Here is a 14,458-nt window from a genome sequence, read left to right on the forward strand (position 1 = left end):
CGACGTAGGCTGTTATCTCCACCCCAACCCTGGAAATCGCCATGTCGTCTTACTATCCCGTTGCCGTAACTCACGTCGGACTGACCGTAACCGACGTTTACGCCGCCACCAAGTGGTATACCGATTTCATCCACTGCCGGCACATCATTGGACCGCTGCATATCCGCAACGACGGATCGCACATCGGCAGTGTCTTCAAGGGCATCTTCCACGACAGGTTCCAGGAGTGCTACGTCAGCCACCTTGCCACCGCGAATGGCGTGGGCATCGAGTTGTTCCAGTTCGTTGTTCCGCCGACCGAGACGCCGTCCGACAACTTCGAATACTGGAAGACCGGCGTGTTCCACTTCTGCCTGGTCGATCCGGACATCGAGGGCCTTGCCAAGCGCTGCGTCGCGATGGGCGGCAAGCAGAACTCCGAAGTCTTCTCGCTGTTCGAGGGCGAGTCGTTCAAGGCTGTTTATTGCCAGGATCCGTGGGGCAACCTCTTCGAAGTCTATTCGCATTCCACCGAATTGATGTACGCGAACCGCGATACGGATGCGTTCCTGGTGCCGCGCAACTCGAAGCTGGAAGACCACCGCTAGGTGCCATGCCCACTGACGCAAACGATAATCTTCTGGTCCAGGCTGTTGCGCTACTGAGCGTCGCAGTGCTGCTCGTTCCCGTCTTCCGGCGCTTGGGATTGGGATCGGTGCTGGGTTACCTCACGGCAGGACTCCTCGTCGGGCCGTACGGACTGCGTTGGTTCAGTAACCCAGCGGCCATTTTTCACTTCGCCGACCTGGGCGTCGTGATGTTCCTCTTCGTGATCGGCCTCGAAATGCGCCCGTCGCGACTGTGGTCCCTCCGGCGCTACATCCTGGGCCTCGGCTTCCTGCAGACGTCGGCATCTGCCGTGGGCCTCACCTTGTTGGGCCTGGCCGCCGGCCTGCCCGTGCGCGAAGCGTTCATCGGCGCCATGGGCTTCGCCCTGACCTCAACGGCGATCGTGATGCAGATACTCGGCGAGCAGCGGGGCACTGCCGAGCCGTATGGCCAGAAGATCGTATCGATCCTCCTGTTCGAAGACCTCCTCATCGTTCCCCTGCTGGCTTACGTCGCGTGGATCTCGCCTGGCAACACGCACGAAGGTGCCGTCGTGGAATGGATTTCAGTGGCGAAGGGCGTCGCCGCGCTTATCCTCCTTCTCGTCCTTGGCCACTGGTGCCTCAACCCCCTGTTCCGCATCCTTGCCCAATCCCGCGTGCGCGAACTCCTGTCCGCCGGCGCACTGCTCGTCGTGTTGGGTGCGGCCCTGCTCATGCAACTTGGCGGCATGTCCATGGGCATGGGCGCATTCATCGCTGGCGTACTGCTGTCCGAGTCCAGCTTCCGACACCAGCTCGAGGCTGACATCGAGCCCTTCCGCGGCATACTCCTCGGGCTCTTCTTCCTGGGCGTCGGCATGGCACTGGATATTTCGACCGTGCGGGCGCACTGGGCATGGATCGGCGCCGGGGTGTTGGCCATGAGCACCGTCAAGGCGACGTGCGTCTACCTCGTTGCACGCCTGACCAGGAGCAATGCCGCCGAGGCGCTGAATCGGGCTTCGCTGATGGCATTGGGTGGGGAGTTTGCCTTCGTGTTGTACGCCGCCGCCGCCAGCGCCGGGCTGATCAGCTCGGCATTGAATGCGATCTTCACCGCCGACGTCGTGCTGTCGATGGCTCTCGGGCCCCTGTTCAACCTCCTCGCAGGACACTTGCCAGCACCCCGCCCGGCCGTCGCCCCCCACGCGGCGGATGTACCGGAAGGACTGAAAGGCAACGTGATGATGATCGGATTCGGTCGATTCGGACAGGTCGTCAGCCAGTCCCTGTTGGCCAGGGACGTGGATGTGACCGTGATCGATACCGATGTCCGCATGATCCGTGCGGCATCCGACTTCGGGTTCAAGATCTACTACGGCGACGGAACGCGGCTCGATGTGCTGACGGCGGCGGGCGCGGGCCATGCCGAGGTGATCGCTGTCTGCGTGGACGATCGGTCGACGACCAATGCCATCGTCGACCTGCTGGTCTCTGCCTTCCCAAAGGCTACCCTGGTGGTCAGGACCTATGACCGTGAACATTCCCTTCAGATCGTTGCCAAGGGTGCCGAGGCACACGTTCGGGAAACATTCGAATCGGCGCTGTGGTTCGCGAACGTGACGCTCGGGAAGCTCGGTACGTCGCGGGAAGAGGCCCAGGCCATTGCGGCGGATGTCAGGCGACGCGACGAGGCACGCTTCGAGAAGGAGAGCGCCGGCATCGATTGGGCAACCGCGGGCGCATTGAGCTTCGCGCGACGACCGAGGCCAGAGCCTCTTATCACGCCCAGGCATGGTAGCCAGCCCCTGAACCAGGAAGCAGCAGTCGCGACGCACACGGCGGACTGACTACTTCGCTGCCAGCGAACCGGCGTTCCTGTACGACATCGCCATTGCGAAGCAGGCGAGTAACGCCATGGCGATGCAGAAGCTCACGGCGGCTCCCGCCAAGCCGACGCGATCGGCGGCGACGCCAAGCCCAAGCACGGGCAGCGCAACCCCGAGGTATGCAACGACGAACAGGACAGCCATGTTCTCCGCCCTTTCGCCAGCGGCAGCGGTGAGTCCCACTTCCCCGATGCTTGCAGCGAAGACACCGCCCTGGCCCACGCCGACGACAACCACCGCAATCACCATCATGGTCATCGAGTGGCCGATAAGCGAGCACGCCAGTAGCACCGCACCCAGCGAAAGCACCGCGCACGCCGACGGTACCCGGCGCTGCTGCGGCAGCCGGCCCTGGATCAACTGGCCGACAAGGGAGGCGGCAAAGACCACGCACAGCAGCAACCCGATGGCTGCCCTGCTCGCCACATGCAGCGTGTCGCGAAGGAGTGTCGGCTCAAGCGACGTCATGAGCCCAATGAGGGCAAACGCCGCGAACGACGCCATGGCCAGTATGGGGAACACTCGTCGGGTGTCGGGCGACAAGCGCAGGGCACGCGGTCGCAGCTTCACCTCGCTGGCACGCCGCACCGTTTCCGGACACGCCATGACCACCAGGACGCATGCCGCTATCGCGACGGCGTGGAGAACGAAGACCAGACGCGTTGGCCAGGGGAGATATGCCGAGACGACGCCTGCGAGCAACGGGCCGAGCCCCAGGCCACCCATGTTCGCCGCACTGGCCATGATGCCCGCCCGAGCCTTGCGGTCGGCTGGCGCAAGCTCAACGATGGCTACCGTGCCCGCGGCTGTGAACAGGCCGGCGGATAGCCCGGATAAGGCGCGAGCCACGAGCAGTGACGACATATGCTGCGCCTGCAAGAAAATCGCGTCACTTATCAACGCTGCAGCCAATGCCGCGTAAAGCAGTGGCTTCCGGCCCAACTGGTCGGACCACGACCCTACCAACACCAGGCTACCCAACACTGCGAGCGCGTAGATCGCGAAGATCACCGAGACATCGGTGCCTGTGAGCCCCATCATCCCCTGGTAGATCCCGTACAGCGGCGCGGGCAGCGTGGTCCCCGCCATCACCGCACAGAACACCATGGCGAGCATGGGGGCATGGCTGCGCGGATGGGACGCGCCTGATGCCAGCGATCTACCAGGGGAAGTCATACGAAACTCTCCTTCGTCTTTACGTCAGCTCAGTTCAACCCAGCTTCGCGATGGCGTCGGCTACGCCCTTGCCGTATTCCGCGTGGCAGGCCTCGCAGTGCTCGATATGCCGGTCGACGACGGGCTGCGATGCGCCCTTGATGGCCCTGGCCGTGTTTTCGAACAGCGCCTGCCGCTGGGAGGGCGACATCATCTCGAAAAGCTTTCTCGGCTGTGAGTAATTATCCTTGTCCTCACGCTGGTCCCAGTGCCTGGCGAGTGCGTGGGCCACGTCGATGGCCAACGGCGGTTCGGCGAAATCTGGCTGGGATTGCAGCGCACCGCGTGTATTGGGTGCATAACTGGTCGTATCGCTGCGGGCGGCATCCATGCGCATGGCTCCATCGCGGTGATAGCTATGGACTGGACACTTGGGCGCGTTGACAGGGATCTGGGCATAGTTGACACCGAGGCGGTAACGCTGGGCATCGCCGTAGGAAAACAACCGCCCCTGGAGCATCTTGTCTGGCGAGAAGCCGATGCCCGGCACGACCACGGCGGGCGAGAACGCTGCCTGTTCGATGTCCTGGAAGAAATTGTCGGGATTCCGATTCAATTCGAAATAACCGACCTCGACCAGGGGATAGTCCGCATGGGGCCACACCTTGGTCATGTCGAAGGGATTGTAAGGGGTGTTCGCGGCATCGGCTTCAGGCATGATCTGCACATACAATGTCCAGCGCGGAAACTCTTTACGTTCGATGGCATCGAACAGATCTCGCTGGCTGCTCTCCCGATCACTCGCGATGATGGCACCCGCTTCGGCGTCGGTCAGATTCTTGATGCCTTGCTGGGTGCGGAATACAAACTTTACCCAGGATCGCTCGTTGGCCGCGTTGATGAAGCTATACGTATGGCTTCCAAAGCCATGCATGTGGCGGAACGACGCCGGAATACCTCGTTCGCTCATCACGATAGTCACCTGGTGGAACGCCTCGGGCAGGCTGGTCCAGAAATCCCAGTTGTTGTCGGCACTGCGCATGCCGGTTCGCGGATCACGCTTGATCGCATGGTTCAGGTCGGGGAACTTCAGGGGATCACGGATATAGAACACCGGCGTATTGATCCCGGCGAAGTCCCAGTTACCTTCTTCCGTATAGAACTTCAGCGCGAAGCCATGGATGTCGCGTTCCGCATCGGCCGCCCCGCGTTCGCCGGCGACCGTCGAAAACCGCGCCATCATCTGCGTAGCCTTGCCCACGACTGAAAAGATCTTCGCCCGGGTATAGCGGGTGATGTCGTGCGTCACGGTAAACGTACCGAAGGCGCCGGCACCCTTCGCATGCATCCGCCGCTCTGGAATGACTTCCCGATCGAAATGCGCGAGTTTCTCCAGGAACCAGACATCCTGCAGCAAGGCCGGGCCGCGCGGACCAGCCGTCATGGTGTTGTCGTCATCGACGACGGGAGCGCCGAATACCGTAGTGAGTTTGCTCATGACCGATGCCTCTCCAGACCTGTGCGGGGGTGCATCCAACCTAACGATGCCGCGGCCACCTATCGAGGACATACGAGGGGAGAGTTGCAAAATCGAGGGGAACTCCTGCACTCATGACGAGTGGGCGGCCGCAGGCATCGGAATGGGAAACAAGGGCGCGCAGATGTTTCACTGATCGTGCAAGCACCATCGCTCACATCCGGCTATTACCCCTACCAGGTCCCCATGAGCTATCACGATGAAATCCACGCCACACACGGACGGCGGATCACGCCCCTTCACGCTCACCCGTCGCTCTTTCGTCCTTGCCGGCATCGGTGCCATCGCCTCGGGATCCTCGCGCGCGCATCCGGGGGAGCAGCGTGTTGTCACGCTGGGCGCGGTCTCCCTGAGCTTCTATGCCGTAACCGGCGCCATCGTTCGCGAAGTACTCGAGCGCCTGGGGCATCCCGTCGTGGTCCGGCAAGGAACGCACGAGCAGATATTCCCCATGCTCGCGGATGGAGCGATCGACCTGATGGCTGCCGCGTGGCTGCCAGGAGGCCATGCAGCCTACTGGGCGCATTACGGCGCGCGGGCCACGGAGGTGGCGCAGCTGTACCAGGGTGCCAGGTTCTTCTGGGCCGTGCCGAGCTACATTCCCGAGGATCAGTTGCATTCGATCGATGGGCTGGCCCAACCTTCGGTGATGCGACGCATGCCGCGCACGATCCAGGGCATCGGGACCGGAGCCGCGATCACCAGCCTCTCCGAGCAGGCCATCGAGGTCTACGGACTGGAATCGGCGGGCTACATCCTTCGGCCGGGGACGCAGCAGGAGTGGCTGGATGCGGTAAATACGGCATTGACAGGAGGGCGCTGGGTTGTCTTCCCTACATGGGCGCCTCAGTACCTGAACAAGGATGGTGCGCTACGTGCGCTCCAGGATCCGCTTAACGTCCTCGGGGGCGTGAACCATGCATCACTCGTGGCCCCGCGCGATCGCTTCCAGACCCTGCCCGTGCGAACGCGTAAAGTGCTTTCCCGGATCGACATCGGCATGGATGGCGTGACGGCCATGGATTGGTCCGTCAATGTCGGCAAGCTGACGGAGCGGGACGCCGCGCGAGAGTGGATGGCAAACAACAGCCAGCGTGTCGACGGATGGTTCGCCATCTGAATGAACCCGTGCCGCATGGCCCGGGTCCGCTCGATGCGGGCAGTTCTACCTTGCCTTGAGGTAGGAGTCGGCGAGTGCCTTCAATCCATCTTCGTAAATCTTCCGGAAGATCTCGGATGCCTCGCTGTCACTCACACCCTTGTCTGGCGTGAAGCGACCCGACCATTCTACGCGTGATGCCTTCCCGTCCTGGGCATCTTTCACAACCAGCGTGGACAGGTAGTCGGTGACCGGAAACGGCGCTTCGAGGATCGCATAGCTGTAGCTCCTGCCGGTTTCGTCGAACGCCATCAGGCGTTCGACGATGGCTTCGCCGCCGGGATTGGCCAGGGTACGGATCCTTCCCCCGTCGCTCAGCTGGCTCTTGGGAATGTAGGGCAACCAATCCGGTAGCGAATCGAATCCACCGATCAGGTTCCAGACCTGGGCTGGCGGGGCCGGAATCTCGACGAAAGCTGAAGCGTTAGCCATGTGATTCTCCTGCAACGATGGATAAGTGGTGTCACGGAGCCCTGCCGAACTGCTTACTCCAATGGCACGGGCGCCCCGGGACTGATCAGCCCATTGGCGCGAAGGTCTCGCCAGAATCCGGGAGGCACCTCACGTTCGAAGGCGTGGCGATTCGATGCGATCTGCGCTGCGGAACTCGAGCCCGGGATCACCGACACCACCGCCGGGTGATACAGGCCGAACCAGAGTGCGGCGGTCTTCACGTCCACACTGTGCTCGTCGGCGACCTCGCGGATCCTCGCCACCCGGGCAAGGATCTCTGGCGGTGCCGGTGCGTACTCGTAGGTTGCACCACCCACCAGGACGCCTGAGCTGTACGGGCCTCCGACCACGATGCCCAGTCCACGCTCCGCGGCAAGGGGCATGACGCGTTGCAAGGCAAGGGCGTGGTCGAGCAACGTGTAACGGCCGGCCAGGAGAAACCCGTCGGGACGCGGCCCCTTCAACCCCATGAGCAGTTCGATCGGTTCAACGCGGTTGACGCCCAATCCCCAGGCCCGGACCGTACCCATCGCCTTGAGCCGTTCCAACGCGCGGAAGGCGCCGGTACGCGCTTCCTCGAACCTGCCGATCCACTCGTCGCCGAAGAAATCCTGGGCGACGTCATGGACCCAGACGATGTCCAGATAGTCCGTTCCCAATCTCTCCAGGCTGTCTTCCACTGACTGGAAGGTCGCCCGCTCAGAGTAGTCCGTCACGATCCGGTTGGGCCGCCCGTGGCGAAACACGCCGGCTTTCTCGCCCAGGTCGCGCGCGTCGACATCCTCCATCTCGTCCATGACCAGGCGACCGACCTTCGAGCTGACGACGTACTCGCCCCGGTTACGATGCTTCAACGCCGCACCAAGCCGAAGCTCCGCCAGACCTGCGCCGTAAAGCGGCGCGGTATCGAAATAGCGGATGCCGTCGTCCCATGCTGCGTCGATCGTCCGCTGCGCTTCAGCGTCCGGAATGTTTTCGAACATGTTGCCGATGGGAGCCGAGCCGAAGCCTAACGGGCTCCTGAGTATCTCGAGGATGGACATGGCGTCTTAGCGAAAGAGTGGTCCTGGCAAAAAAGCTACCACTCACGTCGCCGCCCCGCGGTCAAACATCGTTAAGCGCTGCGAAGGAGTCGTCCTTGTTTGACGCGAGGCACACGGATGCAAGCCTGAGCATCGTGCTGAGAGCGCTGGAAAACGCCGCGGACTACGGTCGGGGCTCACTCCGCTGACCGGAACATGACATGGACTCCACAGCAACTTCCTTGTTCGAACCGACGAGGATCGGCGCTATCGATGTCGCCAATCGCATCGCCATGGCACCACTGACCCGGTCGCGCGCTGGCATGGATGGCGTACCCAGCGAACTGGCCATCGAGTACTACCGGCAGCGGGCGACGGCCGGACTGATCATCAGCGAAGCCACCACGATCAGCCAGCAAGGCCGTGGCTATGCCTACACGCCGGGCATCTACAACGACGCGCAGGCCGAGGCCTGGGCGAAAATCACTGCCGCCGTCCATGACATGGGCGGGAAGATCGTCTGCCAGCTCTGGCACGTGGGCCGCATGTCGCATACGACCCTGCAGCCGAACGGAGGTGCTCCCGTGGCGCCATCGCCGATCCAGGCGGGCGACCTCGTCTACCTCGAAAGTCGCGAGCAGGTAAGGCCTTCGATGCCACGGGCGCTCTCGGCAGCGGAAATCCCGGGCATCGTGGATGACTATCGTCACGCCGCCACGCTCGCCATCGCCGCGGGTTTCGATGGCGTCGAGGTGCACGCGGCAAACAATTACCTTCTGGAACAGTTTCTTCGCGACAGCACGAACCATCGGTCCGGCAACTACGGCGGTTCACTGGAGAACCGCGTTCGCTTCCCTGTCGAGGCGATCAGGGCCGTCGCCGGCGCCTGCGGTGCCGATCGCGTAGGCGTGCGCCTCTCGCCGATCACGCAAGCCGTGGGCGATACGCCACTGGATTCGGATCCTGCCACCACGTACGGCCACCTGGCGCAGGAGCTGGGCAAGCTCGGCCTGGCCTACCTGCACTGCGTGGAGGGCCAGACGCGTGGTGCCAATGCCGCCTCAGCGTTCGATTTCGCAGGCCTGTCAAAGACGTTTGGCGGAAGGTACATCGCCAACAACAGCTACGACCGCGATGCAGCGATGGTGGCCGTGGCGTCTGGCCATGCCGACATGGTTGCCTTCGGCCGCCCTTTCATCGGCAATCCGGACCTCGTGGAACGCCTGCGGCGGAACGCGCACCTCATGATCGCACCCATCTCGACGTATTACGGCGGCGGTGCACATGGCTACACAGACTTCCCGGTTCTGGAGGATTGAGCGCACATGTACGAGAAAGCCTATGAATCGCAGTGCGCTGCCGTCGACAAGCATTCTGCCGACCCGCGAGTAAGGCGCCGCTGCGCCCTGACGCTGTTCGCGCTGGCCCTGGGCTCCTTCTGCATCGGTACGTCGGAGTTCGCCAGCATGGGCATCCTGCAGCTTTTCGCCGGCGACCTTCATATCGACGTTCCCGCGGGGACCCATGCCATCACTGCCTACGCCTTCGGCGTCGTGATCGGCGCACCCGTCGTAACGATCGCTGCCGCGCGTTTCAATCGTCGCAGCCTGTTGTTGGGGCTCATGGCGCTGTTCCTCATAGGCAACGTGCTATCGGCACTGGCGGGAAGCATCGGCTTGCTCGCCGTAGCCCGATTCATCAGCGGGCTGCCCCAAGGCGCTTACTTTGGCGCCGGTGCAGTCGTTGCCTCTTACATCGTCGGACCGAACCAGGGTGGCAAGGCTTTCGCCATCGTCATGACGGGGCTGACGGTCGCCACCATCATCGGATCGCCACTGGCGACGTTCATGGGCCAGCACGTCGGCTGGCGAAACACCTACCTTGCCGTAGCGTGCATCGCGGCGCTGGCGCTTATTGCGCTCTATGCGTGGATCCCGCGCACCCATTCGCTCGATGGTGGCTCGGTTCGTAGCGAATTTTCTTCGCTCAGGAGCGGTCGTAGCTGGGGAATCATGCTCGTCGCGTCGCTGGGCGTCGCGAGCATCTTCGCCGTGTATACGTTCATCGGTCCGATCGTCACGGATGTGACGCATCTCAATCGCGGCTGGATTCCTGGCGCCCTGGCGCTGTTCGGACTTGGCATGACGCTGGGGAACCTGCTGGGCGGCGAGCTAGCCGATCGTTACCGGTCCAGCGGGCTCGTCGGTGGGTTTGGCTGCGCCCTCATCGTCCTGGTCATCCTGGCGACGCAGGGAGCCCACCCATGGGTCCTGATGGCCTCCCTGTTCGCCGTCGGAGCCACGATGATGGCTGCCATCCCCACGCTGCAGGTACACCTGACCCAGTCGGCGCCGAACGCCCCGACACTGATGGGAGCGATGAACCTGGCGTCGCTCAACCTCGCGAACGCGCTGGGTGCCTGGGGTGGCGGACTGCTCGTGGCCAACGACAACGGCTACCTTTCCGCGGCATGGGCCGGCTTCGCGCTCACCGGCCTCAGCCTCGTCGTCTTCGGTGTGTTACAGCGAACGTCCCGTGTCGCCGGCACCGTCAACCTGCCCGGCGGCGCCTAGGGAAGGAGCTCCGGCTGCCAGGCATAGCTTCCGTCCTTACGGACGATCTTTCCGACCCCGGGGAAAGGGAAATGAACCGCGAAGATCCGTTGGCCACTGGCGGCCAGGCGCGGCACGAGCGCGACGCGGCTCGCCTCGGCGGTCGCCGGGTCGTTATCGAAGGCGATTTTCCAGGCCGGTTGTTCAACCGAAACGACAGAACTATGCATCGCATCCCCTACGTAGAACAGATCCTGGGGCGCGGTGCCAATGTCGTACCCGGAGTGACCGGGCGTATGGCCGTCGATCTCCACGGCCTTGACCAGCCCTGGCAGGACCGTCGCACCCGGCTGGAACGCCGCGACGTGGGAACGGATGGTTGCTACGACCCTTTCAACGTCAGGCACGCCGATCTTTGCGCCGTCGGCGTCCTTCATGTGGCTCAGCCATTGCCATTCCGGAGCGGACATGTGGATGGTGGCCTTTGGGAAGAACAGCTTTCCTGCCATGGTCACAAGGCCACCGATGTGGTCGCCATGCGTATGTGAAATGAAGATATCGGTGACCGTTGCGGGGTCGACGCCTGCCTGGGCAAGCGACGCGGGGAGCTTGCCTGACGCGGGTCCGAAATAACGACCCGCGCCCGAGTCGAACAGCAGGACGTACGTTCCCGCCTTCACGAGGAGCGGGTGGATGGCAAGCTCGACGTGGTCACCGGGTAGTCCCGCCTTGGTGAGCAACGTCGCCACGGCAGCCGGCGACTGGTCGGTGACGAAGCTCTTTCCATCGTTGGGCTCGGTGAGGGAGCCGTCGTTGATGGACATCGCAGTCATCTCGCCGATTCGGAACGAGGCCGAGGGCTGCGTGCTTGCGGCAGGCGTCGTACCGCCTGCGAATACGTTGAAGGACGTCGTGCCAAGCATGGACGCGACGAATAAAGCGAGGCAAAGCGGTCGAGCGTTCATCTCATGGATCTCCTTATGGCATGGCAACGCACGCGCGATGCGCGTGCGTCCCCTGCAACATGGCCAGGCAACCTGGGGCTCAGTAATCGATCGGAAGCGGCGCGAAGCGTGACACCAGCCCTTCGTCACGCAGGGCCACCCAGAACGCGCTGGGTACATCTTCGTTGAGTGCCGAGAGATCTTCCGCGATACGGGACGGCTTGCTTGCCCCGGGGATCACGGCGGCGACGGCCGGATTGGCCAGCACGAACTGCAGGGCTGCCGCCTTGATGCTCACGCCGTGCTTCGCTGCGAGCGCCTTGATGCGTTCCACCTTGCGCACGATCTGGTCAGGCGCCTTCTGATACTCGAAGTGCGAGCCACCGGCAAGGATCCCGGAGCTATAGGGTCCGCCGACGACGATATCGAACCCCGCGTCGGCTGCGGCGGGCATCAGCCGCTGCAGGGCACGATCGTGGTCGAGCAGCGAGTAGCGGCCGGCGAGCAATGCGCCATCCGGTTGCGGCTCGTCGAGGTCGAGTACCATCTCAACCGGTTCGACGCGATTGACGCCCAGGCCCCACGCCTTGATAACGCCCTCGTCACGGAGGCGGCCGAGCGCGCGGAACGCCCCCTTGCGCGCTTCGTCGTAGCGAGAGATCCAATCGTCACCGTAGAAGTCCTGGGCGATATCGTGCACCCAGACGATGTCGATGCGATCGACGCCCATGCGTTCCAGGCTGTTCTCGATGGATCGAAGCGTTGCGTCGGCCGAGTAGTCGTTCAGCACCTTGTTCGGGCGACCGGCGGCAAAGAGTCCAGCTTTCTCACCGAGGTCACGAGCCTCCTTCTCGATCTCATCCAGCACGATCCGGCCGATCTTCGTGCTCAGCACATACTCGTCCCGATTTTTCCCCGAAAGCACCTTGCCCATGCGCATTTCCGACAGGCCCGACCCGTAGAAAGGCGCGGTATCGAAGTAGCGGATGCCCTGGTCCCACGCCGCTTCGACGGTCGCGAGGGCTTCATCCTCGGGGATGTCGCGGAACATATTGCCCAGCGGGGCGGCGCCGAACCCAAGGACATCGTCAGCGGGTAGAACATGCTTGAGGCTCATGGTGTTTCTCCGGCCCGGTGGGCGCAGTGGATGAGAGATAGGAGTATAGAAACGGAGACTGTGCTCCCGCATGGAGAAAACGCCCGCCTTCACTCCGTTTAACCGAACTTGACGCCATCCGGCGGCGGTCGGAATACGCGACTGAACCTGCGTGTTGCTCGTCGGAGGATCATCATCCTGGCATCAATCCAGCAAGGAGAGATCACCCGACAACCGGTAAAGACGGTGGTCCGGCGTGGTGTAGAACGAGAGCGAACGTCCTCTTGCAAAGTCATCGATGTGTACCACGGTTGCATCGTCGCTCTCTTGCCAGGAGATGGCATAGACCCCTTCGCCAAGATCGGCCCACTTGTAGGACACCGTTCCCTTGTTGCCTTTGCCGGAGCCCTCGGTGATCTCGTACGCCATGGTGACCCCATCCTCCGCGTAGGCATTGGTGGCGCTCAGTTCGGCATATCGCACAAGGTACGTGCGGCCGACGAATCCGGGAACGACACAATCGACGGGCTTTGACATGGCGCGATCCTCGATAGGGGTCGCCCTTTTTAGGTGGACCGTTGCCGGCCTGCCTTGTATGGCCTGGCGCACGGATGCATGCGATGACTCGGCGCACCGCCGTTCCGCGGTCCGACCCGGCGCGCAGTCCACGCGTGCAATCGCTCGCACACCGGCAATAGCCGCGTGCTGCCCGAGAGTCGTATACGAAACCCTCTCCATGACTCCTGAGGACAGACCATGCAAACGGATCGTCTTGGCAGCGCCGGCATCCCCACCCTTGGCTTCGGTACGTATCGCATGAGCGACGCAGAGGTCGAGCACATCTTCCCCTATGCGATCGGCGCCGGCTTCCGACACTTCGATACGGCGCAGATTTACCAGAACGAGGGAGCGCTTGGCCGCGCCATCCAGCGCGCTGGCGTGCCGCGTGAAGAGCTGTTCCTGACCACGAAGGTCTGGGTCAGCAACTACTCTCGCGAGAGGTTCCAGGCTTCGATCGAAGAGAGCCTGGCCAGGCTGAAAACAAACTATGTCGACCTATTGCTCTTGCACTGGCCGAGCGATGCCGTGCCACTCGTCGATCAGGTCGCTGGACTGGACGCTGCCCAACGCACGGGCAAGGCCAGGCATGTGGGTGTCAGCAATTTCACCATCGGGCTGGTCGAGAAGACCATTGCATTGGCGGAGTCGCTCATTGCAACCAATCAGGTCGAGTGCCATCCCTACCTCGACCAATCGGCACTGCTCAAGGCCATGGGCGAGCTCGGCATCCCGGTCACGGCCTACTACGGCATGGCCGATGGGCGGGTCTTCAAGGATCGAGTGCTTCGCGATATCGCCAACGCCCATGGCAAGAGCGTCGCCCAGGTCGTGCTGCGCTGGCTGATCCAGCAACACATCGTTGCCCTGTCCAAGACCGTGAGTCCGGCCAGGGTGGCCGAGAACATCACCATCTTCGACTTCGCCCTGAGCGCCGAAGAGATGTCCAGGATCCACCGTCTTGCACAGCCGGGTGGGCGCATGGTCAGCCCCCCAGGCCTCGCTCCAGCCTGGGATTGACTCCCCTATCGGCCGGGATACCCAGCAATGCGGCTATCTCGGCCATGAAAGCCCCAAGCGATCGTTCGTTATCGAAGACGAAGTGCCAGTGCTGGCCGGCCTGCCATAAGCGTACGGATGTATCGCTGGCGGGACACCCCGCGCCGGGGGCGACCGCTTGCAAGCCTTCGAAGTGGCACAGGGGCTTTCCATTCCTGAGGGGAAAGCCCGCGTCGCGTACCATCGGCCGCTGATGGCTAAGGGCGGATGCCCTTGCCATCGCCGCATCCATGCTGTCGCAATACTCGATAAGCGTGCCGTCACTCTCTCGGAACACCGCCGCATAGACCCTGCTGGCGAGGATGCGGTGCGACGCATCGGCGGTCATCTCGAGCAGTTTCACTTCGCATTCGGCACCGCAGAACGCGCCTGCCGTTCTCTTCTGGCCGGTCACCCGACCGGCGATCTTCAAGCTCATTCCGATCCACCTGGTTTCGCTGTAAGAGCAGGGGGACATCTTGGCCG

At 62.9% G+C, this 14,458-nt stretch carries 14 protein-coding genes; 6 read left to right on the plus strand and 8 right to left on the minus strand.

The window, feature by feature from the left end:
- The first annotated feature begins 41 nt into the window (after positions 1-41).
- Positions 42-587 (plus strand): glyoxalase, encoded by a 546-nt coding sequence (locus KPL74_06205; GenBank protein ID QWT21595.1) that lies wholly within the window; start codon positions 42-44, stop codon positions 585-587.
- Positions 588-592: 5 nt separating this feature from the next.
- The gene (locus tag KPL74_06210; GenBank protein QWT21596.1) at positions 593-2,419 is read left to right on the plus strand and encodes a monovalent cation:proton antiporter-2 (CPA2) family protein; all 1,827 of its coding nucleotides are present in this window, start codon (positions 593-595) and stop codon (positions 2,417-2,419) included.
- On the opposite strand, the gene KPL74_06215 is transcribed toward KPL74_06210, so the two are convergent.
- Both KPL74_06215 and KPL74_06220 read right to left on the minus strand, forming a co-directional pair.
- Positions 2,420-3,574, minus strand: coding sequence for an MFS transporter (locus KPL74_06215; protein QWT21597.1), 1,155 nt, complete (start codon positions 3,572-3,574; stop codon positions 2,420-2,422).
- A gap of 94 nt (positions 3,575-3,668) precedes the next feature.
- A complete protein-coding gene (locus KPL74_06220) occupies positions 3,669-5,111 on the minus strand; it encodes a catalase (protein QWT21598.1) in 1,443 nt (480 codons plus the stop codon).
- 238 nt (positions 5,112-5,349) lie between these two features.
- Here KPL74_06220 and KPL74_06225 point away from each other — a divergent pair, with 238 nt between their 5' ends.
- Positions 5,350-6,270 (plus strand): hypothetical protein, encoded by a 921-nt coding sequence (locus KPL74_06225; protein QWT21599.1) that lies wholly within the window; start codon positions 5,350-5,352, stop codon positions 6,268-6,270.
- Positions 6,271-6,315: 45 nt separating this feature from the next.
- On the opposite strand, the gene KPL74_06230 is transcribed toward KPL74_06225, so the two are convergent.
- Positions 6,316-6,741 (minus strand): SRPBCC family protein, encoded by a 426-nt coding sequence (locus KPL74_06230; protein ID QWT21600.1) that lies wholly within the window; start codon positions 6,739-6,741, stop codon positions 6,316-6,318.
- A gap of 53 nt (positions 6,742-6,794) precedes the next feature.
- The gene (locus KPL74_06235) at positions 6,795-7,799 is read right to left on the minus strand and encodes an aldo/keto reductase (GenBank protein QWT22582.1); all 1,005 of its coding nucleotides are present in this window, start codon (positions 7,797-7,799) and stop codon (positions 6,795-6,797) included.
- Between the two features lie 206 nt (positions 7,800-8,005).
- On the opposite strand from KPL74_06235, the gene KPL74_06240 reads away from it, so the two are divergent.
- Together KPL74_06240 and KPL74_06245 are read left to right on the plus strand one after the other, a co-directional pair.
- Positions 8,006-9,103, plus strand: a complete 1,098-nt coding sequence (locus tag KPL74_06240) for an alkene reductase (protein ID QWT21601.1) — start codon at positions 8,006-8,008, stop codon at positions 9,101-9,103.
- Between the two features lie 6 nt (positions 9,104-9,109).
- Positions 9,110-10,357, plus strand: a complete 1,248-nt coding sequence (locus tag KPL74_06245) for an MFS transporter (GenBank protein ID QWT21602.1) — start codon at positions 9,110-9,112, stop codon at positions 10,355-10,357.
- Here the strand turns inward: KPL74_06245 and KPL74_06250 are convergent.
- From KPL74_06250 to KPL74_06260, 3 genes are all read right to left on the minus strand, one after another.
- Positions 10,354-11,301, minus strand: a complete 948-nt coding sequence (locus KPL74_06250; protein QWT21603.1) for an MBL fold metallo-hydrolase — start codon at positions 11,299-11,301, stop codon at positions 10,354-10,356. The genes KPL74_06245 and KPL74_06250 overlap by 4 nt on opposite strands.
- A 79-nt stretch (positions 11,302-11,380) precedes the next feature.
- Positions 11,381-12,397 (minus strand): aldo/keto reductase, encoded by a 1,017-nt coding sequence (locus tag KPL74_06255; GenBank protein QWT21604.1) that lies wholly within the window; start codon positions 12,395-12,397, stop codon positions 11,381-11,383.
- A 183-nt stretch (positions 12,398-12,580) separates the two neighbouring features.
- On the minus strand, positions 12,581-12,913 hold the full coding sequence (locus tag KPL74_06260; protein ID QWT21605.1) for a hypothetical protein: 333 nt from the start codon (positions 12,911-12,913) through the stop codon (positions 12,581-12,583).
- Between the two features lie 219 nt (positions 12,914-13,132).
- Between KPL74_06260 and KPL74_06265 the strand changes: the two genes are divergently transcribed.
- Positions 13,133-13,954, plus strand: coding sequence for an aldo/keto reductase (locus KPL74_06265; GenBank protein QWT21606.1), 822 nt, complete (start codon positions 13,133-13,135; stop codon positions 13,952-13,954).
- Here KPL74_06265 and KPL74_06270 read toward each other — a convergent pair.
- Positions 13,920-14,411: a hypothetical protein gene (locus tag KPL74_06270; protein ID QWT21607.1), complete on the minus strand. Its 492-nt coding sequence runs from the start codon at positions 14,409-14,411 to the stop codon at positions 13,920-13,922. The genes KPL74_06265 and KPL74_06270 overlap by 35 nt on opposite strands.
- Positions 14,412-14,458 lie beyond the last annotated feature (47 nt).

This window comes from Bacillus sp. NP157, assembly GCA_018889975.1.
Taxonomy (GTDB): Bacteria; Pseudomonadota; Gammaproteobacteria; order Xanthomonadales; family Rhodanobacteraceae; genus Luteibacter.

Excerpts from the sequence above, each read along its gene's own strand:
- KPL74_06210 (QWT21596.1), top strand. The coding sequence starts at position 593 with ATGCCCACTGACGCAAACGATAATCTTCTGGTCCAGGCTGTTGCGCTA.
- KPL74_06220 (QWT21598.1), bottom strand. The coding sequence starts at position 5,111 with ATGAGCAAACTCACTACGGTATTCGGCGCTCCCGTCGTCGATGACGAC.
- KPL74_06240 (QWT21601.1), top strand. The coding sequence starts at position 8,006 with ATGGACTCCACAGCAACTTCCTTGTTCGAACCGACGAGGATCGGCGCT.
- KPL74_06270 (QWT21607.1), bottom strand. The coding sequence starts at position 14,411 with ATGAGCTTGAAGATCGCCGGTCGGGTGACCGGCCAGAAGAGAACGGCA.
- KPL74_06230 (QWT21600.1), bottom strand. The coding sequence starts at position 6,741 with ATGGCTAACGCTTCAGCTTTCGTCGAGATTCCGGCCCCGCCAGCCCAG.
- KPL74_06265 (QWT21606.1), top strand. The coding sequence starts at position 13,133 with ATGCAAACGGATCGTCTTGGCAGCGCCGGCATCCCCACCCTTGGCTTC.
- KPL74_06255 (QWT21604.1), bottom strand. The coding sequence starts at position 12,397 with ATGAGCCTCAAGCATGTTCTACCCGCTGACGATGTCCTTGGGTTCGGC.
- KPL74_06205 (QWT21595.1), top strand. The coding sequence starts at position 42 with ATGTCGTCTTACTATCCCGTTGCCGTAACTCACGTCGGACTGACCGTA.
- KPL74_06245 (QWT21602.1), top strand. The coding sequence starts at position 9,110 with ATGTACGAGAAAGCCTATGAATCGCAGTGCGCTGCCGTCGACAAGCAT.
- KPL74_06215 (QWT21597.1), bottom strand. The coding sequence starts at position 3,574 with ATGCTCGCCATGGTGTTCTGTGCGGTGATGGCGGGGACCACGCTGCCC.
- KPL74_06250 (QWT21603.1), bottom strand. The coding sequence starts at position 11,301 with ATGAACGCTCGACCGCTTTGCCTCGCTTTATTCGTCGCGTCCATGCTT.
- KPL74_06225 (QWT21599.1), top strand. The coding sequence starts at position 5,350 with ATGAAATCCACGCCACACACGGACGGCGGATCACGCCCCTTCACGCTC.
- KPL74_06260 (QWT21605.1), bottom strand. The coding sequence starts at position 12,913 with ATGTCAAAGCCCGTCGATTGTGTCGTTCCCGGATTCGTCGGCCGCACG.